The sequence below is a fragment of the Pseudomonas tolaasii NCPPB 2192 genome (assembly GCF_002813445.1).
Taxonomy (GTDB): domain Bacteria; phylum Pseudomonadota; class Gammaproteobacteria; order Pseudomonadales; family Pseudomonadaceae; genus Aquipseudomonas; species Aquipseudomonas tolaasii.
In genome coordinates, this window is record NZ_PHHD01000001.1 from 3,408,235 (window position 1) to 3,428,575 (window position 20,341).

The window sequence follows — 20,341 nt, forward strand, 5'->3', positions numbered from 1 at the left end:
CCACCCTTCATGCGCAGGGGGAGGGCGGCTTCTCCTTGCGATCCCGAGGGGCATTCTCAAGAGCGAGCAGCGCGCCCTTTTTTGACGCAAGAAGAGGCGGGTTCGGTAGGCCGATGTCGCCGTAGGATGTAAGATTGTGCTTACAGAGTAATGCTGTAATAATTCTTACAATATATTCGTTTGAATCCTACTGTTCTCAGCTGTCCAGGAAGAGTTCTTTGTTCGCAAAGGGATGTCGTGTCTATTTTCGCCTCGCATAGCTTTTCCTGTATCCAACCGAACGATGTTTGCTTAGCAAAGGTCGCGGTTTTGATGTGCTCGTACAATGGTGAGGCATTCGTTGCTGAACAGCTGGACTCCATCGAACGGCAGCGTCACAGCCGGTGGCAGCTGGTCGTTTCCGATGACGGGTCAACGGATAGGACGCTGGAAGTATTTCAGGCGTACCGTTGACGTTGGGGGGATGAGCGGCTCAGTGTCGTCGCCGGACCCCAGAGGGGCTTTGTTACCAATTTCCTCTCGCTGACCTGCCGCGACGACATTCACGCGGATTATTTCGCATGGTGTGACCAGGACGATATCTGGGGCGACGAAAAGCTACAGGTAGCGGTTAACTGGTTGCAGAGCCAGCCGTCGGACATGCCGGCGCTCTACTGTGGGCGTACGCGCCTGGTTGGCGACTCCGGCGTTATGCTCGGTTTTTCTCCCCTTTTCTCGTTGCCTCCCCATTTTTCGAACGCCCTCGTTCAGAGCATCGCGGGCGGTAACACCATGGTTTTCAACCAGGCGGCCCGCCAACTGATCATGGAAGCCGGCATGGATGTGGTCGTGCCTTCTCACGATTGGTGGGCATACCAACTGGTCACGGGGGCTGGAGGCGTCGTTTATTACGATCCCGAGCCTCAAATGCAGTACCGCCAGCATGATGAAAATCTGATTGGCAGCAACTCCAGCTGGGCGGCGCGCCTGGTTCGGCTACGGATGATCTTTCAAGGACGTTTTCACGAGTGGAACGACCAAAATATTCGTGCGCTCGAAGCCATGGAACACCGTCTTTGCGAAGAGCAGCGTGCGACACTTGCGCGGTTTAAAAGCGCGCGCAGCCAAACGCTACTTAGACGAATACTGGGGTTTCGTTCCGCCGGGTTATATCGGCAAACGTTGATGGGCAACCTCGGGCTAATCCTTGCAACACTACTGAAAAAGATCTGACTCAATGACTATCTTAGTAACCGGCGGCGCTGGCTTTATCGGTGCAAACTTTGTATTGGACTGGGTAGCACAGGCGGATGAGCCGGTCATTAACCTGGATAAGCTGACGTACGCCGGTAACCTGGATAACCTCAGCTCGCTCGAGGGCGACAAACGCCACGTATTTGTGCATGGCGATATTGCCGATAGCCAGTTGGTTCAGCGTTTGCTCGCGCAATACCAGCCGCGCGCCATCCTGAATTTCGCTGCCGAGTCTCATGTTGATCGCTCCATTCACGGTCCTGAAGACTTCATTGAGACCAACGTCGTAGGCACCTTCCGTTTGCTGGAAGCCGTGCGTGCGTATTGGAAGGGGCTGGATGCAGGCGCGGGTCAGGCTTTTCGTTTTCTGCACGTGTCCACCGACGAAGTCTACGGCTCGCTCGCCAAAGACGATCCTGCGTTCACCGAAAACCATCAGTACGAGCCCAACAGCCCGTACTCGGCCAGCAAGGCTGCCAGCGATCACTTGGTGCGCGCCTACCATCACACCTATGGCCTGCCGGTACTGACCACCAACTGCTCGAACAACTACGGTCCGTATCACTTTCCCGAAAAACTGATTCCGTTGATGATCGTTAACGCACTGGCCGGTAAAGCGCTGCCGGTGTATGGCGATGGTCAGCAAATTCGTGACTGGCTGTACGTGAAAGATCACTGCAGCGCAATCCGTCGTGTGCTGGAAGCGGGCACGGTGGGCGAGGTCTATAACGTGGGTGGCTGGAATGAAAAGCCAAACCTGGACATCGTGCACACCGTTTGTGCGCTGCTCGATGAACTGCGCCCCAAGGCAGATGGCAAACCTTACAGCGAGCAGATCGCCTACGTGACCGACCGCCCCGGGCATGACCGCCGTTACGCCATCGACGCTCGTAAACTGGAGCGTGAGTTGGGCTGGAAGCCTGCCGAGACCTTCGAGACCGGTATCCGCAAGACAGTAGAGTGGTACCTGGACAACCAGGCTTGGGTCAGCAATATCCAGTCCGGTTCCTATCGTGAATGGGTAGAAAAGAATTACGCCGGGCGCTCGGCATGAAAATCCTTTTGCTTGGCAAAAATGGCCAAGTGGGCTGGGAGCTTCAACGCAGCCTGGCTCCATTGGGCCAGTTGCTTGCGCTCGACTCCAAAAGCCGGGACTACTGCGGTGACCTGAACGACTTGGAAGGGTTGGCGGCTACGGTGCAGCGCTTTGCACCGGACATCATCGTCAATGCGGCGGCCTACACCGCCGTCGACAAAGCCGAGAGCGAGCCCGCACAGGCATTGCGCGTCAATGCCGAAGCGCCGGCGATGCTGGCTGCCCAAGCTCGCAAGCTGAACGCCTTGCTGGTGCACTATTCGACGGACTACGTGTTCGCCGGCGATGGCGATACACCCTGGCAGGAAAACGATCCGGTAGGACCGCTGAGTGTGTATGGCCAGACCAAACTCCAGGGCGAGCAGGCCATTGAGGCCGCAGGTTGTGCGCACTTGATCTTCCGCACCAGCTGGGTATACGCGGCGCGAGGCAACAATTTCGCCAAGACCATGCTGCGCCTGGCGCGTGAGCGAGACAGCCTGAACGTTATCGATGATCAGTTTGGTACCCCGACCGGTGCGGAGTTACTGGCTGATGTGACTGCACATGCCATTCGCGCTACGCGTGCGAACCCGCAACTGGCAGGGGTTTATCACCTCGCTGCTTCGGGCGAGACCACTTGGTATCGTTATGCCCGCTTCGTACTGGAGCATGCCCAAACCGCAGGTGAGTCGCTTAAGGTTGACCCTGCCGCGTTAGGCGCAATTACGACCGCGCAGTACCCCACACCTGCCAGACGCCCTGGCAACTCCCGACTCAATACCCAAAAACTGCAGAATGCCTTCTCATTGCGCTTGCCCGAATGGCAAGCCGGTGTGGCACGGATGCTCATAGAGACACTAGAGAAATAAACATGCTCAAACGTAAAGGAATCATTCTGGCAGGCGGCTCTGGCACACGGCTGCACCCTGCAACGCTGGCAATCTCCAAGCAGTTGCTGCCGGTGTACGACAAACCGATGATCTACTACCCGTTGACCACGCTGATGCTGGCGGGTATTCGCGACATTCTGATCATTTCCACGCCCCAGGACACCCCTCGGTTCGAACAGCTTTTGGGTGACGGCAGCAATTGGGGTTTGAATATTTCCTACGCCGTGCAGGCCTCTCCCGATGGCCTGGCGCAAGCCTTCATTATTGGCAAAGACTTTATCGGCAACGATCTGTCGGCACTGGTGTTGGGCGATAACATTTATCACGGTCACGATTTTGGCCAACTGCTCAAAAGTGCAATGACGCGCGATGAAGGCGCCAGCGTCTTTGCTTACCACGTAAACGACCCGGAGCGTTATGGGGTTGTGGATTTTGATGCCGGTGGCAAAGCCGTCAGCCTGGAAGAGAAACCGCTCAAGCCAAAGTCGAATTACGCGGTTACCGGTCTGTACTTCTATGACCAGCAAGTGGTTGATATCGCTAAAAGCATCAAACCGTCGCCGCGCGGCGAGCTGGAAATTACCGACGTCAATCGTATTTACCTTGAACAGGGCAGCCTGTCCGTGGAAATCATGGGCCGCGGTTACGCGTGGCTGGATACGGGCACTCACGAATCTCTGCTGGAAGCCAGTCACTTTATTGCCACTCTCGAACATCGCCAGGGGCTGAAAGTGGCGTGTCCGGAAGAAATCGCCTTCAGGCAGGGTTGGATTGGAACCGAACAGCTCGAAAAGCTTGCTGCACCGCTTTCCAAAAATGGCTACGGCCAATACCTGCAACGTATTTTGCGAGAGAAGATTTACTGATGAAAGCCACACCATTAGCCATATCTGACGTCGTATTGTTTGAGCCGAAGGTATTTGGCGATGATCGTGGCTTTTTCTTTGAAAGCTTCAATGACGCGCAATTTTCAGCCGCGGTTGGCAAAGAAGTCACGTTTGTTCAGGACAATCACTCGCGCTCCGTAAAAAACGTATTGCGTGGCCTGCATTATCAAATCCAGCAGCCGCAGGGCAAGTTGGTGAGGGTCGTCGCGGGCGAAGTATTTGATGTGGTCGTTGATATCCGCAAATCTTCGCCGACGTTTGGTCAATGGGTGGGTGAAGTGCTTTCCGCAGAAAACAAGCGGCAACTGTGGGTGCCTGAAGGCTTCGCTCACGGCTTTGTGGTGCTCTCGGAGTCTGCCGAGTTTTTGTACAAGACCACGGACTACTACGCGCCGACGCATGAGCGTTGCATTGCCTGGAACGATCCTGCATTGGGCATTAAATGGCCTGTTGTCGGCGAGCCGACACTCTCGGGTAAAGATCAGCAAGGAAAGTTGCTGAGTGATGCCGAGGTGTTTGCCTGATGCAATTGCACTCGATATCCCCAACGGCGCTCGTCAAGAGTGTCTGGAGCAATCGCAGCCTGATCAAGGCCATGATCAAGCGGGAAGTCATTGGTCGTTATAAAGGCTCCTTCCTGGGGATTTTTTGGTCTTTTTTCAATCCGGTGCTGATGCTCGCTGTTTACACGTTCGTGTTCAGCGTGATTTTCAAGGCGCGATGGAGTGGCGGTACGGATTCAAAGACCGAATTTGCGTTGGTACTGTTCGGCGGCCTGATGGTATTCAACCTGTTCGCAGAGTGCGTGAATCGGGCGCCAGGTGTCATTCTGGCCAATGCAAACTATGTCAAAAAGGTGGTTTTTCCGTTGGAAATCCTGCCCTGGGTCAACCTCGGATCGGCAATGTTCCATTTCCTGGTCAGCCTCAGCGTTTGGTTGATTGCCTACCTCTGCCTGTTCGGTCTCCCGCACCTGACGGCCTTGATGTTGCCGATCATCATGCTGCCGCTGATATTTCTGGTGATGGGGCTGTCGTGGGGGCTCGCTTCGCTGGGGGTTTACCTGCGTGATGTCAGCCAGTTCATCGGAATTCTGACCACGGTATTGATGTTTCTGTCGCCCATCTTTTATCCCTCGAGTGCCTTGCCCCAGCAGTACGCGCATATTCTTTTGCTCAATCCTCTTACGCCAGCGGTTGAAGGCGTCAGGGATGTGTTGTTTTGGGGGCGGCTGCCGGATATGAAGGTCTTGTCCATCTATATGGTCGGGTCGGCCTTGTTTGCGTGGTTAGGCTTTGCTTGGTTCCAAAAGACACGTAAGGGGTTTGCCGATGTCCTCTGATATCGCTATTCAAGTCGAGGGCCTCAATAAGTGTTACCACATTTATGACAAGCCCCATGATCGACTGAAACAAATGCTGATGCGCGGCCGCCGCCAGTACTTCAAAGAGTTTTGGGCGCTGCGGGATGTTTCGTTTGAAATAAAGAAAGGCGAGACGGTCGGGATCATTGGTCGTAATGGCAGTGGTAAATCGACGTTGCTGCAGATGATCTGCGGTACGTTGAACCCCACCAGCGGTACGGTGCGCACTAACGGACGAATCGCGGCGCTGCTTGAGCTGGGCGCCGGGTTCAACCCTGAGTTTACCGGTCGTGAAAACGTCTATATGAACGGCGCTATTCTGGGGTTGACCGAAGATCAGGTCGATGCCCGGTTTGAAGAGATTGCCGCGTTTGCCGACATTGGCGACTTCATTGAACAGCCCGTGAAAACGTACTCCAGTGGCATGTTCGTTCGATTGGCGTTTGCCTCGAACATTATGTCCAGGCCGGAAATCATGATTGTCGACGAGGCGCTCTCTGTCGGCGACATGAACTTCCAGGCCAAGTGCATGACCGCATTGACTCGCATCCAGGATGACGGTGCGACCATCTTGTTCGTCAGTCACGATGTGGGCTCGGTGAAGAGCCTGTGCTCGCGCGGCGTTTATCTTGAGCGTGGCAGGCTGGTCACTGTCGGGCCGGCCGCGGACGTGGCAGAGCGGTACATACGCACGATGCAGGAAGAAATGAACGCCGAACACCGCAAGCAGACGACTGTACCGGGCTTTGCGGGTAAACCGGCGGCGCAATCGGGTAACCGTGTTGCACAAAAGGATGAACTCAATTTCAAGAGATCGAGCGAGTTTGAAACCCGGGTTGCTCAGTTTCGTTTTGGCAGCGCAGAGGTCAGATCGACCTGTGTTGAATTGGTTGATACCGATGGCCAGGACCTGGTGTTTGTCGAGTTTAATCAGGAAGTCATTGTAAAAGTGTATTTTGAGGCTTATGCCGAAAAAGAAATTTCAGTGAACATCAGCGTTTTTGACGACAAGAAAAACAATATTATCGGCTGTGGCTTTCCGCACATCGATCAGCCGTATCTTGTCACTAAGGCCGGCGCGCGGTACTTGGCCGAATACGCACTTAAACTGCCGTTGCAGGAAGGCAATTATTCGCTTCGAGTGAATATATCTTCGACAATTGTTGAAAATGAAACTGCCGAATTTATTGATGTCGTCAGTGATGCGGTTGTGTTCAGAGTGGGACGTTGGGAAAAGGCCAGGGTGTGGTCAAAAGTGCACGGATTCTCGCAGCTGAAATTGCATGAGTTTGAGGTGTAACATGTCACATCGTTTGCGTTTGAAAGCCTTTGCGGCCCCGGTGTGTTTACTCGCGCCACGCCTAGATTGTACCGATCATGAATAACGCATTCATCATCGGTACGGGTCGCTGTGGTACTACTTACCTGGCGCAAATACTCAATGCGCACTCGAAGGTCTGTGTGCCTCCGGAAATGCAGTGTGTCTTTGAGTACGACACCAACGGCAGCCGATTTTATGAAAATATTGCATTGGGTGCGATTGCGGATGCCGAAGCCGCCGCTGATTTGCTTGAGCGCAGTTGCCCGCACGATCTGGCCCGGTTCTTTAACTTTCGTGATTACTGCGCCGGGTTGACCTATCCGTTGTCGTCAATTCAGGACTTTTTTGCTGGTTATTATGAGGCGATTGCAAAGTCGCACAATAAAGAAGTCCTGATTGAGCAAACGCCGTGGTACGGGCAACGCCTGGATATCATGACGCAGGTGTTTCCGAGCGCCAAATATATCCACGTCGTCAGGGACGGTCGGGACGTGGCTTTATCATTCGCACGCACGCCTTGGTGGTTCAAAAAGGCCGAATTGAACTTGACGCGCTGGGCGACGGAAATCAAAAAGATTGCGGCGGACGCGGCAACATTGCTCAGTCCGGAAAACTACCTGGTTGTCAAATATGAACACCTGGTGGCCGATACACAGGCTGAAGTTTCGCGAATCTGTGACTTTCTCGGCATTACCCTGGAAGCGGCCCAGCTGGACCCCAAAGGTTTTATCGATTACGACAGCTACTGCCGGTTTGACATGGATAACCTCTCTTCGGCGGCGTACCTGGCATGGAAAAAAAACAAGGGATCGTCTTCTTCGTTTCAGGGCAGTGCGTACGCCTGGAAACAAGATAAAAGCTCCCGGTTTGAACACCTGCCGGAGCATGTAAAAGCGTCCTTGAGCTTATTTGGTTATGACGTCCCCGAAGAGGGCAAGGCCGCTTCGCAGAATGCCTCTCCCTATTACAATGTAAAGCTTTACGTCTCCTCCCTGGAGGCGAAGGTCGCCGATCTTTCTGAGGCGGTGGGGGGCAGGGAGCTGACGATAAATGATCAGTCCGTGCATATACGCAGTGTCGAGTCTGAATTGGCAGTACGTGCCAAGCGCATTGTCGAATTTGAGCAAGCACTAAAGGCACGTGGAGAACACATTGCCGGCCTGGCCAGTACGATCAATGATCAAACCCAGCATATCTCCAGCCTGGATGCCGAGCTTGCTCTGCGCGCCGGACGAACCGCTGCGCTGGAGAAGGAGCTTACCGATCGTGGACAGCACATTGCGGGTTTGAACAACACCATCAATGAGCAGATCCAGCATATCTCTGGGCTCGATATTGAGTTGTCGCAACGTGCGAAACTGATCGCGGATTTTGAGGCGGAACTGAAAGCCCACGCCCGACATATATCAGGCCTGGACCAAACCATCGAAAACCTTGCGCGGTCCGTGGAGGATCACGAGGCAGATCGCCTGGCGCGGATTCGGCAGCACTCGGAATTGACTGAAGAGTTTGCTGCACGAGCCGACTATATCTGTGAGCTGAACCAGCTGCTTGATGATCAGGCGAAACATATCGCCGCACTCAGCGCCGAGCTGGCGATGAGAGTCGAGCAATACACAGCGTATGAGGCTGAGGTCATCGCGTGCGGTGAACGTAAAGCGATACTTGAACAGGCGCTGGCCGACCAGGCACAACACATTCAGCACCTCGGTTCTGAACTGGCGTTGTATAGCGAGCGCTTGTCCGAGCAAGAGACCGCTGCTGCCGTGCTGAAAGAGCATACGGTCGAACTCGACAAAACCATCGGTGCCCAGGCTCAACACATTCACCGTCTTGAAGAGGCGGTATCAACCGCTCAAGAACAAAAGTCCGTGCTCGAACAAACGCTGCTTGCGCGTGAAGACCATATTGTCGGGCTCAATGACATTGGCGCCCGGATGACCCAGCAAGTCGGCGAGTTGAGTGCGCAGTTATCAATGCGTTTAGACCGTATCGGTGAACTGGAAGAGCAGAGCAATGTTAAGGGCGCTGAGATTCGCGGGTTGCAACATGATGTCATGGCACAGCAAGCCACGATCGATGAACTGCGCATGGACGCTCAGCGCTTGCAAGAGTCTCTGGATCAACTGAATGCTTCCTGGTGCGGCAGACTTCAGGCTTTTCGGCAAAAATTTCATAAATAATTGATCGGTACATTATGAACATCACCGTGACAAAACCATTCATTCCGCCCTTTGCAGAATTCCAAAACTACCTTTCCGGGATTTGGGCGCGAGAGTGGCTAACCAATAACGGACCTTTGGTTAATGAGCTTGAAATTGAGCTGAAAAAGAACCTCGGTGTCGAAAAGTTGTTGTTCCTGAGTAACGGTACTGTCGCTTTGCAAATCGCGATTCGCGCCCTGGACTTAAAGGGTGAAATTATCACGACACCTTTTAGTTATGTGGCGACGACCTCAAGCATCGTCTGGGAGCACTGCTCACCGGTGATGGTTGATATTTGCCCGGACAGCCTGAATATCGACCCTGCCAAAATCGAGGCCGCCATCACGGCCGAGACGTCAGCCATTCTGGCAACGCATGTATTTGGTAACCCTTGCGATGTCGATGCCATCGAGGCGATTGCAAAAAAACATAATCTGCACGTGATTTACGATGCCGTCCATGCGTTTGGCACGACCTACAAAGAGCGCTCATTGCTCGCCTATGGTGATATTGCGACGTGCAGTTTCCATGCGACAAAACTCTTTCACACCATTGAAGGGGGCGCTGTCGTCGCGAATGACGCCCACGTGATCAAACGTTTGGCGATGATGCGTAACTTCGGCCACTCGTCGGCAACCGAGTTTGGCGAAATTGGTATCAACGGTAAAAACTCCGAAGTCCATGCCGCGATGGGCCTGTGCAATCTGAAATATGTGGATAGCATTCTGGAACAGCGCAAGCTGCTGTCGCAACGCTACTTGCTGAACTTGAAAGGCTGCGGCTTCAAGTATCAGAAGATAGCCGAAAACACCGTTTATAACCACGCCTACTTTCCGGTCATAATGGAAAGTGAAGCGGTCGTGCTGGCGGTTATTGAGTATTTGAACCTTCATAGTATCTACCCGCGTCGTTATTTTTATCCATCGCTGTCTGAGTTGCATTACGTTGAGGGCCAGTCTTCGCCGATTGCTGAAGATATTTCTCGCCGTATCATTTGCCTGCCGCTGTACCACTCACTGTCGACTGAGGAAGTTGACATGGTATGCGTGTTGTTGAAGAAGGCGATAGAGCAATAAGCCGCGCGTCGGCTCGCCAAGGGGTGAAGAGATTCACCCCTTGGCGTAAATAAAAAATATAAAAGAATAGTATCTGCGGGCAGAACGGACACAGTGGGGCATTATGATAAAACATGTTGAAATCTTGCCGGATGGCAAGCCGGCTAAAATGGGGAACAACTTTCACTTACTGAGGTACGTGCTGGCGGCCCTGGTGATCTATTCGCATTCCTTTGGGTTGCTGGGGCTGCCTGAGGCTGGCGTATTCCGTTATGGGTTCGGCACGCTGGCGGTGAAATGCTTTTTTGCATTAAGCGGCTATTTGATCACGCTCAGTTGCCTTCGCTCGGCAAGTTTGTATGGGTTTGCTCTGAATCGCACCCTGCGAATTGCGCCCGCGCTGATCGTGGCGCTGATATTCAGTCACTTTATTGGCGTGTATTTCAATAAATTCATCGGTAATCCGGTTGAGTATATTGTCAATGGCCCCGTGTGGACCTTGTCCTGGGAGGTACTTTGCTACGCCCTGTGTGGCTTTTTGTGGTGGTTCGGCGCATTAAATAAAAATGTCCTGACCGCTATTGTTGTGGTTGCGTGGGGGTTGTATTGCCTGATTCCTGGCAGTAACGATGCCAGTGCTGTCATTTCGCCCATGATCCTGCTGTTTTTTACCGGCAGTGTTATTGCTCTCAATGAGCAGCAATTCAATCTGCGTATTTCCGGCCCTGTCTTTTTTGTGCTGCTGATTGTCTTGTGCGTTGATACCGGCGGTTCGATCGGGACCTGGTTTTTTGAGCAGATTCCCTTTCTATACGGACCGGGCATGTCCGTCATGGATTACTACACGCTGCTCTTTCTCTTTGCATTGTCGTTTGCACTGATCTGGCTGGCGTTGTATGTGAAGCCGGTTCTTAATTTGCGCAATGATTACTCTTATGGTCTCTACATTTATGCCTGGCCTGTCCAGCAGTCTCTAATTGCTTTGTTTTCACCGCCGCCACTGATTTTGTTCGTGTCGTCGTTGGCGGTGACGCACGTGCTGGCAATGGCATCCTGGCATTTGCTGGAGAAACGAGTGCTGCGCTTTAAAGTTTAAGATTGTTTTTAGGGGAGGGAACGTATGACGGCTGTTTACGGAATAGTGGGTGCGGGTGGTTACGGTCGAGAGGTGATGCCTCTTGCCCGTGCACAATTGAAAGACGCATTGTCATCCGGTGCTGCGAAGCTCTATTTTGTGGTGGAGGGCGACGTCGAGCACGACCTTATTAATGATTACCCTGTTGTCTCTTTGGAAACGTTCCTGAACTTTCCGGGCGACAGGTTTTTTAACATCGCTATCGGTGCGTCGTCGGCGCGCGAACGAATCAGTTCTATTTGCGAAGAGGCGGGCGCTGCCGCGTTTTCCATTGTGGCGCAGAACGTGGTCATTCTTGATTGTAATGAGATCGCGGAAGGGGCTGTGCTCTCCCCGTTTGTGACCATCACGTCCAATGCCAAAATCGGCCGTCATTTCCACGCCAACTTGTATGCCTATGTTGCGCATGACTGCATTATTGGAGATTACGTGACCTTTGCGCCTTCTGCTAAGTGCAACGGGAACGTAACAATCGAAGATCATGCCTACATCGGTACCGGTGCTTCCATTATCCAGGGCAAGCAGGGCAAGCCCCTGGTCATCGGGCGTGGTGCGATTGTCGGAATGGGAGCTGTCGTCACTAAAAGTGTGCCAGCGGGCGTTACCGTAATAGGCAATCCTGCGCGACCACTGACGAGAGAAGGGTTGAAAAAGTGACGGGTATCAACGGACACAATTTTGGCGGGATGCCTATCGATCAGGTTGAGTTGGGTATGCAGGCTTTCTACTCGCATACGATCACCGACGCTGACGTGAAAGCCTATGCCGGGCTCTCGGGTGACAACAACCCCGTGCACATGAGTGACGAATACGCCGAGAAGTCGCGCTTCAAGGCGCGTATTGCTCACGGTTTATTCTCTGCCGGATTTTTTTCTGCTCTTTTCGGCACCCGTCTGCCTGGTCCAGGTTGTGTTTATTTATCGCAAAACCTGCGATTCAAGAAGCCGGTTTATTTGGGCGACACGGTTGTTGCAGAAGTGCGTGTCACGGGCATCAACGTCGAAAAGAAAGTCGTCACTTTCGACACGTTGTGCTCGGTAAAAGGGAAGATTGTGATCGAAGGCGAGGCGGAAATATATATTCCGCGTGCCTCTCGTCGGCTGGAGAATAATTAAATGACACACGCTGCTTATAAACTGTCTGTTCTGTTGGTGACCTATAACCACGAGAAGTATATTCGCGAAGCGCTGGATGGCCTTTTCAGGCAAGTGCTGGATGAAAAAATTGAACTCGTAATCGCAGACGATGGGTCAAGCGACAACACCCTTGCGATTATCAGGGAGTATGAGGGTAAGGACGCCCGGTTTGTTTTCAATTTTCTGGAATTCAACGGAAACCTGGGCATTACCAAAAACTACCAGCGAAGCTTTGCTGCGTGCGCCGGTGAGTATATTGCGGTTTTGGAAGGTGATGACTACTGGTGCAGCCCGCTGAAGTTGGCGCGTCAGATTGAGTTTCTGGAAAACCATTGGGAATGTTCACTGTGTTCGGTGAACTACCTCGTCTACGAAGAAGATCGCTCGCAATTTACGCCGAGAATTCCCGCCGGCACTTCTTATAAAATGATCGGGGCACGTGACCTGATCGCCGATAATCTCGTGGGCAACTTTTCGACTTGCCTGTATCGCAAAAGCGCCCTGGATGCCCTTCCGCCGGCGCTCTTCGACATCCGCTCCTATGACTGGATCGTCAATATTTGCATCTCCAGGTCCAACCTTATCGGGTTCCTCGAAGAACCGATGTCGGTGTATCGCCTGCATTCCAAAGGGGTCTGGACGCAAACGTCTCACGTTAATCAGCTGAAAATTCAGCTTGAAGTGATTCCCGCCTATGATGCGCTCACCAATCACGTGTTTCACTATGAGTTCGAAGTGTTGGCCAGCCGTCTGCGGCATGTGATTGCGTCCTCTCAGGTTGAGCACGCCGTTGAAGCTGTGGTGCAGCCTGTCGTTCGCGCGTTGCCAGGTTTTATAGATTACATCCCCCAGTTCGTCATGAGATTCCTTCGTGCCGTCATGCCCGTCAGGTTCAAACGTGCGCTGTTAAAAGCGCTTTATAGAAGGAGTTCCTGATGAAACCTACTGTTTCTGTGATCATGCCCACCTATAACCATGCCCCCTTTGTGGAGCAGGCTATCAGAAGCGTGTTGTCGCAACGGGATGTCGATTTTGAACTGCTTGTTTCCGATGATGGCTCCAGCGACACCACGCGTGACGTGGTGGCGTCCATCAAGGATGAGCGAATCACTTTTTTCCCCAACACGGTCAACCGGGGCGCTTGCGTTGTTACCAACGAGCTCATACAGCGTTCCTCGGGTGAATTTATTGCTCTGATCAACTCGGATGACCATTGGTCGGTCGATGACAAGTTGGCGTATCAGGTAAAAATACTGCGTGAGTACCCCACTATTGGTGCCACCTTTGGTCGGGCGCGTTTTGTAGACAAGCATGATGTCCCGATGGACAAGTCATCCTTCCCTACGGGCTCTGTATTTGATCAGGACAACCGCTCACAGGGGCTTTGGCTTCGGCGGTTTTTTGATTTGGGTAACTGTATTTGCCACCCAACCATGCTTATTCGCAAGGCGTGCTATGACGACGTAGGTCTTTACAGCAATCGTATGCGTCAACTGCCTGATTTTGATATGTGGGTCAAGGTGGTCAAGAAATATGATATTCACGTTTCTGAACATGAATTGATTAATTTCCGAATTATGCCGGGTGAAAACGCGAGCAGCCAAACGGCCACCAATTCTATTCGCACGATCAATGAGCATTACCTGATCGCGGAATCGTTCTTTGATAATGTATCGGCAAAAGTCCTGATTGAAGGCTTTTCAGATATTCTGGTGTGCAAGGATGTTCCTACTCAGGAACATGTCGATATTGAAAGTGCGTTATTGTTCTTTAATCACAATCAATGGTTGGGTGCACCTTACAAAATGATCGGGTTATTGAAGCTGAACGCGCTTTTGAATAGCCCGGCGCATTTCAGTATTCTCCAACGTGATTACAGTATAGACGACCGCTGGTTTCAGGCGCAGATGGGCGAAATTGACGTGTTGCGCCCGAAAATGGTAGCCGTTATTGGTGAGAAAACATTGGGCGCGCGTCAAGCGTTCAAGAAATTTTTTAAATCTTGAAGAGCGATTTTATAAGGAGGTTATATGCGTTATCTCTATGTACCTGCCATTGTACTGCTGGGTGTGCTGGCGGGCTGCGATGCAGATAAGACGTTGAAAGTGGCGGCGAATGATTACTGCTCGGTGGACAGTCCGACCAACACCGTCGACGTGGTGAATAACAAGCCGTTCGAGCCGTGGGGCTGGGCGTATAACGTCAGTGATGGAAGCATCCCGAAGAACGTTTCCATCGAAATCATTTCTTCGAGTAAAGACGTTGTGCTGACCGCACCTGTTATTCGTTCGTCCCGACCGGATGTTGCCAAAGTGTTTGGCAAACCTGATCTGGAAATGGCGGGTTTCGGCGGTAATATCAATATCAGTGCGTTGAAGCCAGGCGTTTATGGCATTAACGTCATTCAGGAAGACGGGCCCCGTCGTTATGTCTGCAAGAGCCCGGTCAAGTTCAAGGTTGTCGCGCCCAAGGCCTGATGCGAGTCGAGTTGACGCAGCCGGTATGTTTGCAAGCTAGGGGGCCTCACTCTTTTTATGCCAAGGGTTGATGCCAAAAGGAAACATTCCATTGAATTGGAGTGTTTCCTTTTACCCGCCGGCGTTCTTAAACCTTGATCATGCTTGCCAGCAGTGATGTGGCGCTGTTGACTTCCATGCGTGCGGCATCAATTTCCACATCGGCCTGCTCAGGAGGTTCGTATGGACTGCCTACCCCCGATAAGTTAGGCAGTTGCCCGGCCCTGGCTTTTTTATAAAGCCCCTTCACATCCCGTTCTTCGCACACTTCAAGTGATGTGCTCACGTACACCTCAATAAACCGATCCTCCCCGATCAATTCCTTCGCCATTTGCCGCTCTCTTCTGAACGGGGAAATGAAGGCGGTTAAAACAATCAGTCCCGCATCCATCATCAGTTTGGCCACTTCGGCGATCCGTCGAATATTTTCGACACGATCCGCGTCAGTGAACCCCAAATCCCTGTTGAGCCCCTGGCGCACGTTATCGCCGTCAAGGATGTAGGTTCGGTGGCCGTTGGCGTGCAGTTCCAGTTCGAGGGCATTGGCCAGCGTCGATTTGCCTGATCCGGACAAGCCGGTAAACCAGATCACCTTGCCTTTGTGGCCGTTGAGCTTTTCACGGTCCTCCCGAGTGATTGAGAGGGCTTGCCTGTGGACGTTTTGCGCCCGTCGCAGGCTGTGGTTGATCATTCCTGCTGCCACCGTGGCATGGGTGATGCGATCGACCAGAATGAAACTGCCGAGGGTTTTGGAGTTTTGGTAGGTGTCGAATACCAAGGGTTTGCTGGTTGCAAGCGTGCAGACGCTGATGTCGTTCAGTGACAGATGCTTGCTGGCCTGATGGGCGAGGGTGTTGGTGTCGATCCGGTATTTGATGTTGGTGATGGCAGCGGACGCAGATTGTGTTGCCAGTTTGATCTCGTAACTGCGGCCGTTCAGACCCGCGTCTTCGTTCATCCAGATCAGCACGGCTTCAAACTGGTCGGTGACTTCCAGCGGGTTGCGGCTCAGGGACAGGATGTCACCGCGCGAGATGTCGATTGCCTGGTTCAACTGCAGGGTAATGGCCTGCGGGTCACTGGCTGACTGCACGGGACCGGCCATGCCGATGATGTCGGTGACCACAGCGACCTGCCCGGAAATGCTGTTGCGTACTTCGTCGCCAACCTGCACCTGGCCTTCGGCGATAGAGCCACTGAATCCCCGGAAAGAGGCATCGGGGTGATTCACCCATTGCACAGGGAACACCAGACGCTTGGATTCAGGCGCCGGAATTTCCAGTGTTTCAAGGCAGCCTATCAGGGTCGGGCCGTTGTACCAGGGGGTGTTGGTTGAGCGTTGCGTGATGTTGTCACCCTTCAACGCACTCACCGGGATGGGAACGACCTTGCCCAAACCCAGGGGTTGCGAGAACTGGAGAAACTCATCGGTGATCTGGCGAAATACAGTCTCATCGAAACCCGCCAGGTCCATTTTGTTGACGGCCAGAACCACTTGGCGAATGCCCATCACTGACACCAGATAGGCATGCCGGCGTGTTTGCGTGAGCACACCCTGGCGTGCGTCGATCAAAATCACCGCGACCTCGGCAGTTGACGCGCCTGTGATCATATTGCGCGTGTACTGCTCGTGTCCCGGGGTATCGGCGACGATAAATTTGCGTTTGAGCGTGGAGAAAAAGCGGTAGGCAACATCAATGGTGATGCCTTGCTCACGCTCCGCCGACAGGCCATCGACGAGCAGTGCAAAGTCGAGTTCCTTGCCCTGTGTGCCGTGTTTTTTCGAGTCGACTTGCAGCGCAGCCAATTGCTCGTCCGTCAGTTGCTGCGCCTCCCACAAGAGGCGTCCTATCAGGGTGCTTTTGCCGTCGTCCACGCTTCCACATGTAATGAAGCGCAGCAGATCCTGGTGTTGTTGTTGAGCCAGATAATTGTCGAGGCTTGGAATACAAGCCGATGGTTGGAGGGGCATCAGAAATAGCCCTCTTTTTTCTTCTTTTCCATACTCGAGGGGCCGTCATTGTCTATCGCTCGGCCTTGTCGCTCGGAGTGGGTGGTCCCCAGAAGCTCCAGCAATACATCGGCGGCGGTGAGGGCGTTCGACTCCACGGCGCCGGTCAGCGGGTAGCAGCCCAGCGTTCGAAAGCGCACATTGCGCGCTTCAATTTTTTCATCCGGTAGCAGTTTCATGCGTGAGTCGTCCACCATGAGTGCAATGCCATTACGGATAACGACAGGTCTTTGTTTTGCAAAATACAGGGATACCAAGGGGATGTTTTCCAGGTGGATGTATTGCCAGATATCGAGTTCTGTCCAGTTGGACAACGGAAATACGCGAATGGCCTCACCCGGATTCTTGTGCGTGTTGTAGAGATTCCACACTTCGGGTCGCTGATTTTTCGGGTCCCATTGATGACTTTTGCTGCGAAACGAAAAAACCCGCTCCTTGGCGCGAGACGTCTCTTCATCGCGACGGGCTCCGCCGAATACGAGGTCAAACTGATACTTGTCGAGCGCCTGCTTCAACCCCTCGGTCTTGGTCAAATCGGTGTGCAGCGCCGAGCCGTGGTCGAAGGGGTTGATATTCTTGCTGACCGCTTCGGGGTTGGTATGCACGAGAAGATCCATGCCGCTTTCCCGCGCCATGAAGTCCCGGAACATATACATTTCCTGAAATTTCCAGCGGCTGTCGACATGCAGCAACGGGAAGGGGGGCGCTGACGGATAAAAGGCTTTGCGCGCAAGGTGGAGCATGACCGCACTGTCTTTGCCCATGGAGTAAAGCATTGCCGGGTTCCCTGATTCGGCCACGGCTTCGCGCAGGATGTGTACGCTTTGCGCTTCCAGCTGTTGGAGGTGAGGCGGCAGCTGGCGTGAGCTGACGTGTGGCGCGCGCAAGGCGTCTTCATTCAGTACGGGTGGGTAGCTCAGCAGCCCGAACTCTACGTTGGCCGGCGCGCGGGTCTGCCTGCAAATGCCGGTCAGGCGTCCGCTCGGGAAGACGACGAGGTATTTGCCGATGTGGGCTTGCACGCGTTGCAGGGCCTCACCCAGCGCCTGAGCACTCAACGGCTCGGCTCCCAGTGGCAGCCAGTAACGTCCACCTCTTGCATCGTTGATGTGCAGGAAGTCTTGAACGCTCGATGTGCGGAATAACTGCGCGAATATCACCAACCTGCGTTTGGCGCGCGCTCTTTCGATATCCCAGGCCAGAACGGATGGAGTGGGCGAGCGGCCCAGTTCGTCTTTCAGGTTCGATGCGGTCAACTCGCCAGTCAGCAAGCCCAACTCATGCAAGCGTCGTTCTGCCGTGCGCTTGGTGTCTGCCTTATGCAGAGCGTGCAGATGCTGGAATGCTGAATGCGTATCCCATACCCGGGGAGCGTCCAATCCGAAAAAGTCTGGCTCAGGCATCTTTATCCTTGTCGCACTATTCAAATGCTGTATTCGATGAGTGCAATTTACGTATGTTTGTGTGATTTTGCTTTGGTTTTTTTGATCTTTAGCAAATTGCGACGTTGAAGTTGGTGGCCTTGTCGTACGGCAACGTCAAATGCCAGATGCCCAAGCTGACCCTCCGTTCCTTTTTTGCCGCTCTATACTGTCGTGTTATCTCGAGACGCAGGTGCAGACCGCAGGCATGAAAATTCTACTGCTAGGCAAAAATGGGCAGGTCGGCTGGGAACTCCAACGCAGTTTGGCCCCTTTGGGCACGGTGCTGGCGTTGAGCTCCAAAAGCACGGATTACTGCGGTGACCTGAGTGACTTGCAGGGGCTGGCGTCTACCGTACGGCGGTTTGCTCCCGACGTTATCGTCAATGCAGCGGCTTACACTGCAGTGGACAAGGCCGAGAGCGAGCCCGCTCAAGCGTTGCTCGTCAATGCGCAAGCGCCCGCGATATTGGCTGCAGAAGCCCTGAAGACAGGGGCGCTGCTGGTGCACTATTCCACCGATTATGTGTTTGATGGCACCGGCGATACGCCGTGGAAGGAAAGCGATTCTGTCGGGCCGCTCAGCGTATACGGGGCGTCCAAGCTACAAGGCGAGCAGGCCATTGAGGCGTCCGGATGTGCGCATCTGATCTTTCGCACCAGTTGGGTCTACGCCGCGCGGGGCAACAACTTCGCCAAGACCATGCTGCGACTGGCCAGTGAACGTGACAGTTTGAACGTGATTGACGACCAATTCGGTGCTCCGACCGGCGCCGACCTGTTGGCCGATGTCACTGCCCACGCGATCCGTAGCGTGGGCCAGCAGCCACAGCTGAGCGGGTGTTATCACCTTGCGCCAGCGGGTGAAACAACATGGTACCGCTATGCCTGCTTCGTGCTTGAACACGCCCGGGCCGCAGGTGTACAGCTCAAGGTGGCTCCACAGGCCGTAGGTGCAATCCCCACATCGGCCTATCCGACGCCGGCCAGGCGCCCCGGCAATTCACGGCTCAACACGCAAAAGCTGCAGAAGGCCTTTTCGTTGCGCCTGCCTGACTGGCAAGACGGCGTGGCACGGATGCTCACGGAGGTTCTCGAGAAATGAACAGGCCGAAACGTAAAGGACTAATCCTGGCCGGCGGTTCCGGCACACGCCTGCACCCTGCAACCCTGGCGATATCCAAGCAGTTGCTGCCGGTTTATGACAAACCGATGATCTACTATCCGCTGACCACGCTCATGCTGGCGGGCATCCGCGACATCCTGATCATTTCCACACCCCAGGACACCCCGCGTTTCGAGCAACTGCTGGGGGACGGCAGCCATTGGGGGTTGAATATTACCTACGCCGTACAGGCGTCTCCGGATGGCCTGGCCCAGGCGTTCATTATTGGTAAAGAATTTATCGGCAACGACCTGTCAGCCCTGGTATTGGGTGACAACCTCTATCACGGTCATGATTTTATCGAGCTGCTCCGGAGCGCGATGCTTCGTAAGGATGGCGCTACCGTTTTCGCTTACCACGTCAATGATCCCGAGCGTTACGGCGTGGTGGATTTTGATCGGCATGGCAACGCGATCAGCCTGGAAGAGAAGCCGCTCAAACCCAAGTCAAGCTACGCGGTAACCGGCCTTTATTTTTACGACCAGGATGTGGTCGAAATCGCGAAGGGCATCAAGCCCTCTGCGCGGGGTGAGCTGGAGATCACCGACATCAACCGCCTCTATATGGAGCGGGGCAAACTCTCGGTAGAAATCATGGGGCGTGGCTACGCGTGGCTCGACACCGGCACTCATGATTCGCTGCTGGATGCCAGCAGCTTCATCGCCACCCTTGAGCATCGTCAGGGACTCAAAGTAGCCTGCCCTGAAGAGATTGCGTTTCGTCAGAAATGGATTGATGCCCAGCAGCTGGAGAGGCTGGCTGCCCCGCTGTCCAAGAGTGGGTACGGTCAGTACCTGATGCGATTGCTGCATCAGAAAATCTATTGACGGGGCAGGCTGGCGCATGACGTTTGCAATCGTTGCCTTGATCACTATTTGCCAGCAGCGCTTGAGCGCCGAACCTGGCAACACGTTGGAGATGTTGTA

General features: G+C 53.7%; 20 protein-coding genes. 18 read left to right on the forward strand and 2 right to left on the reverse strand.

Going from position 1 to position 20,341, the window contains the following annotated elements:
- Positions 1 to 312: 312 nt before the first annotated feature.
- The 16 genes from ATI14_RS31850 (at position 313) to ATI14_RS15925 (ending at position 14,779) form a co-directional block, all read left to right on the forward strand.
- Positions 313 to 453: a glycosyltransferase gene (locus ATI14_RS31850; RefSeq protein WP_278045760.1), complete on the forward strand. Its 141-nt coding sequence runs from the start codon at positions 313 to 315 to the stop codon at positions 451 to 453.
- Positions 454 to 639: 186 nt separating this feature from the next.
- Entirely contained in the window at positions 640 to 1,212 is a 573-nt protein-coding gene (locus ATI14_RS31855; RefSeq protein ID WP_278045759.1) for a glycosyltransferase family protein, read from the forward strand.
- Between the two features lie 4 nt (positions 1,213 to 1,216).
- Complete coding sequence (gene rfbB / locus ATI14_RS15860; RefSeq protein WP_016973308.1) at positions 1,217 to 2,287, forward strand: dTDP-glucose 4,6-dehydratase; 1,071 nt, start codon at positions 1,217 to 1,219, stop codon at positions 2,285 to 2,287.
- Positions 2,284 to 3,180, forward strand: coding sequence for a dTDP-4-dehydrorhamnose reductase (gene rfbD / locus ATI14_RS15865; RefSeq protein ID WP_016973309.1), 897 nt, complete (start codon positions 2,284 to 2,286; stop codon positions 3,178 to 3,180). The genes rfbB and rfbD (ATI14_RS15865) overlap by 4 nt, the downstream gene beginning before the upstream one ends.
- A gap of 2 nt (positions 3,181 to 3,182) precedes the next feature.
- Positions 3,183 to 4,067 carry a glucose-1-phosphate thymidylyltransferase RfbA gene (gene rfbA, locus ATI14_RS15870; protein ID WP_016973310.1) on the forward strand — a complete coding sequence of 295 codons (885 nt, stop codon included), beginning with the start codon at positions 3,183 to 3,185 and terminating at the stop codon, positions 4,065 to 4,067.
- Positions 4,067 to 4,612, forward strand: coding sequence for a dTDP-4-dehydrorhamnose 3,5-epimerase (rfbC, locus tag ATI14_RS15875; protein ID WP_016973311.1), 546 nt, complete (start codon positions 4,067 to 4,069; stop codon positions 4,610 to 4,612). Before rfbA (ATI14_RS15870) ends, rfbC begins: the two co-directional genes overlap by 1 nt.
- Complete coding sequence (locus ATI14_RS15880) at positions 4,612 to 5,430, forward strand: ABC transporter permease (RefSeq protein WP_016973312.1); 819 nt, start codon at positions 4,612 to 4,614, stop codon at positions 5,428 to 5,430. The genes rfbC and ATI14_RS15880 overlap by 1 nt, the downstream gene beginning before the upstream one ends.
- A complete protein-coding gene (locus ATI14_RS15885) occupies positions 5,420 to 6,751 on the forward strand; it encodes an ABC transporter ATP-binding protein (RefSeq protein WP_016973313.1) in 1,332 nt (443 codons plus the stop codon). Before ATI14_RS15880 ends, ATI14_RS15885 begins: the two co-directional genes overlap by 11 nt.
- Before the next feature lie 77 nt (positions 6,752 to 6,828).
- Positions 6,829 to 8,955, forward strand: a complete 2,127-nt coding sequence (locus ATI14_RS15890) for a sulfotransferase (RefSeq protein ID WP_016973314.1) — start codon at positions 6,829 to 6,831, stop codon at positions 8,953 to 8,955.
- A gap of 14 nt (positions 8,956 to 8,969) precedes the next feature.
- Entirely contained in the window at positions 8,970 to 10,052 is a 1,083-nt protein-coding gene (locus ATI14_RS15895; RefSeq protein ID WP_080520120.1) for a DegT/DnrJ/EryC1/StrS family aminotransferase, read from the forward strand.
- 148 nt (positions 10,053 to 10,200) lie between these two features.
- On the forward strand, positions 10,201 to 11,127 hold the full coding sequence (locus ATI14_RS15900; RefSeq protein WP_218166446.1) for an acyltransferase family protein: 927 nt from the start codon (positions 10,201 to 10,203) through the stop codon (positions 11,125 to 11,127).
- Positions 11,128 to 11,151: 24 nt separating this feature from the next.
- Positions 11,152 to 11,823 carry an acetyltransferase gene (locus ATI14_RS15905; protein ID WP_016973317.1) on the forward strand — a complete coding sequence of 224 codons (672 nt, stop codon included), beginning with the start codon at positions 11,152 to 11,154 and terminating at the stop codon, positions 11,821 to 11,823.
- Positions 11,820 to 12,281, forward strand: coding sequence for a MaoC family dehydratase (locus ATI14_RS15910; protein ID WP_016973318.1), 462 nt, complete (start codon positions 11,820 to 11,822; stop codon positions 12,279 to 12,281). The genes ATI14_RS15905 and ATI14_RS15910 overlap by 4 nt, the downstream gene beginning before the upstream one ends.
- Positions 12,282 to 13,238 carry a glycosyltransferase gene (locus ATI14_RS15915; protein WP_016973319.1) on the forward strand — a complete coding sequence of 319 codons (957 nt, stop codon included), beginning with the start codon at positions 12,282 to 12,284 and terminating at the stop codon, positions 13,236 to 13,238.
- Complete coding sequence (locus tag ATI14_RS15920; RefSeq protein ID WP_016973320.1) at positions 13,238 to 14,308, forward strand: glycosyltransferase; 1,071 nt, start codon at positions 13,238 to 13,240, stop codon at positions 14,306 to 14,308. The genes ATI14_RS15915 and ATI14_RS15920 overlap by 1 nt, the downstream gene beginning before the upstream one ends.
- A 24-nt stretch (positions 14,309 to 14,332) precedes the next feature.
- Positions 14,333 to 14,779, forward strand: coding sequence for a hypothetical protein (locus tag ATI14_RS15925; RefSeq protein WP_016973321.1), 447 nt, complete (start codon positions 14,333 to 14,335; stop codon positions 14,777 to 14,779).
- Positions 14,780 to 14,906: 127 nt separating this feature from the next.
- Here ATI14_RS15925 and cysN read toward each other — a convergent pair whose 3' ends face one another.
- Together cysN and cysD are read right to left on the reverse strand one after the other, a co-directional pair.
- Positions 14,907 to 16,790: a sulfate adenylyltransferase subunit CysN gene (gene cysN / locus ATI14_RS15930; RefSeq protein ID WP_016973322.1), complete on the reverse strand. Its 1,884-nt coding sequence runs from the start codon at positions 16,788 to 16,790 to the stop codon at positions 14,907 to 14,909.
- Complete coding sequence (gene cysD / locus ATI14_RS15935) at positions 16,790 to 17,686, reverse strand: sulfate adenylyltransferase subunit CysD (protein ID WP_231124431.1); 897 nt, start codon at positions 17,684 to 17,686, stop codon at positions 16,790 to 16,792. Before cysD ends, cysN begins: the two co-directional genes overlap by 1 nt.
- 685 nt (positions 17,687 to 18,371) lie before the next feature.
- Between cysD and rfbD (ATI14_RS15940) the strand changes: the two genes are divergently transcribed.
- Complete coding sequence (gene rfbD / locus ATI14_RS15940; protein WP_256345982.1) at positions 18,372 to 19,355, forward strand: dTDP-4-dehydrorhamnose reductase; 984 nt, start codon at positions 18,372 to 18,374, stop codon at positions 19,353 to 19,355.
- Positions 19,352 to 20,242 carry a glucose-1-phosphate thymidylyltransferase RfbA gene (rfbA, locus tag ATI14_RS15945; protein WP_016973325.1) on the forward strand — a complete coding sequence of 297 codons (891 nt, stop codon included), beginning with the start codon at positions 19,352 to 19,354 and terminating at the stop codon, positions 20,240 to 20,242. Before rfbD (ATI14_RS15940) ends, rfbA (ATI14_RS15945) begins: the two co-directional genes overlap by 4 nt.
- Positions 20,243 to 20,341 lie beyond the last annotated feature (99 nt).

Bases quoted from the DNA above. Each gene is read 5' to 3' on its own strand.
- ATI14_RS31850 (WP_278045760.1), top strand. From the start codon at position 313: ATGTGCTCGTACAATGGTGAGGCATTCGTTGCTGAACAGCTGGACTCC.
- ATI14_RS31855 (WP_278045759.1), top strand. From the start codon at position 640: ATGCCGGCGCTCTACTGTGGGCGTACGCGCCTGGTTGGCGACTCCGGC.
- rfbB (WP_016973308.1), top strand. From the start codon at position 1,217: ATGACTATCTTAGTAACCGGCGGCGCTGGCTTTATCGGTGCAAACTTT.
- rfbD (WP_016973309.1), top strand. From the start codon at position 2,284: ATGAAAATCCTTTTGCTTGGCAAAAATGGCCAAGTGGGCTGGGAGCTT.
- rfbA (WP_016973310.1), top strand. From the start codon at position 3,183: ATGCTCAAACGTAAAGGAATCATTCTGGCAGGCGGCTCTGGCACACGG.
- rfbC (WP_016973311.1), top strand. From the start codon at position 4,067: ATGAAAGCCACACCATTAGCCATATCTGACGTCGTATTGTTTGAGCCG.
- ATI14_RS15880 (WP_016973312.1), top strand. From the start codon at position 4,612: ATGCAATTGCACTCGATATCCCCAACGGCGCTCGTCAAGAGTGTCTGG.
- ATI14_RS15885 (WP_016973313.1), top strand. From the start codon at position 5,420: ATGTCCTCTGATATCGCTATTCAAGTCGAGGGCCTCAATAAGTGTTAC.
- ATI14_RS15890 (WP_016973314.1), top strand. From the start codon at position 6,829: ATGAATAACGCATTCATCATCGGTACGGGTCGCTGTGGTACTACTTAC.
- ATI14_RS15895 (WP_080520120.1), top strand. From the start codon at position 8,970: ATGAACATCACCGTGACAAAACCATTCATTCCGCCCTTTGCAGAATTC.
- ATI14_RS15900 (WP_218166446.1), top strand. From the start codon at position 10,201: ATGGGGAACAACTTTCACTTACTGAGGTACGTGCTGGCGGCCCTGGTG.
- ATI14_RS15905 (WP_016973317.1), top strand. From the start codon at position 11,152: ATGACGGCTGTTTACGGAATAGTGGGTGCGGGTGGTTACGGTCGAGAG.
- ATI14_RS15915 (WP_016973319.1), top strand. From the start codon at position 12,282: ATGACACACGCTGCTTATAAACTGTCTGTTCTGTTGGTGACCTATAAC.
- ATI14_RS15920 (WP_016973320.1), top strand. From the start codon at position 13,238: ATGAAACCTACTGTTTCTGTGATCATGCCCACCTATAACCATGCCCCC.
- ATI14_RS15925 (WP_016973321.1), top strand. From the start codon at position 14,333: ATGCGTTATCTCTATGTACCTGCCATTGTACTGCTGGGTGTGCTGGCG.
- cysN (WP_016973322.1), bottom strand. From the start codon at position 16,790: ATGCCCCTCCAACCATCGGCTTGTATTCCAAGCCTCGACAATTATCTG.
- rfbD (WP_256345982.1), top strand. From the start codon at position 18,372: ATGCCAGATGCCCAAGCTGACCCTCCGTTCCTTTTTTGCCGCTCTATA.
- rfbA (WP_016973325.1), top strand. From the start codon at position 19,352: ATGAACAGGCCGAAACGTAAAGGACTAATCCTGGCCGGCGGTTCCGGC.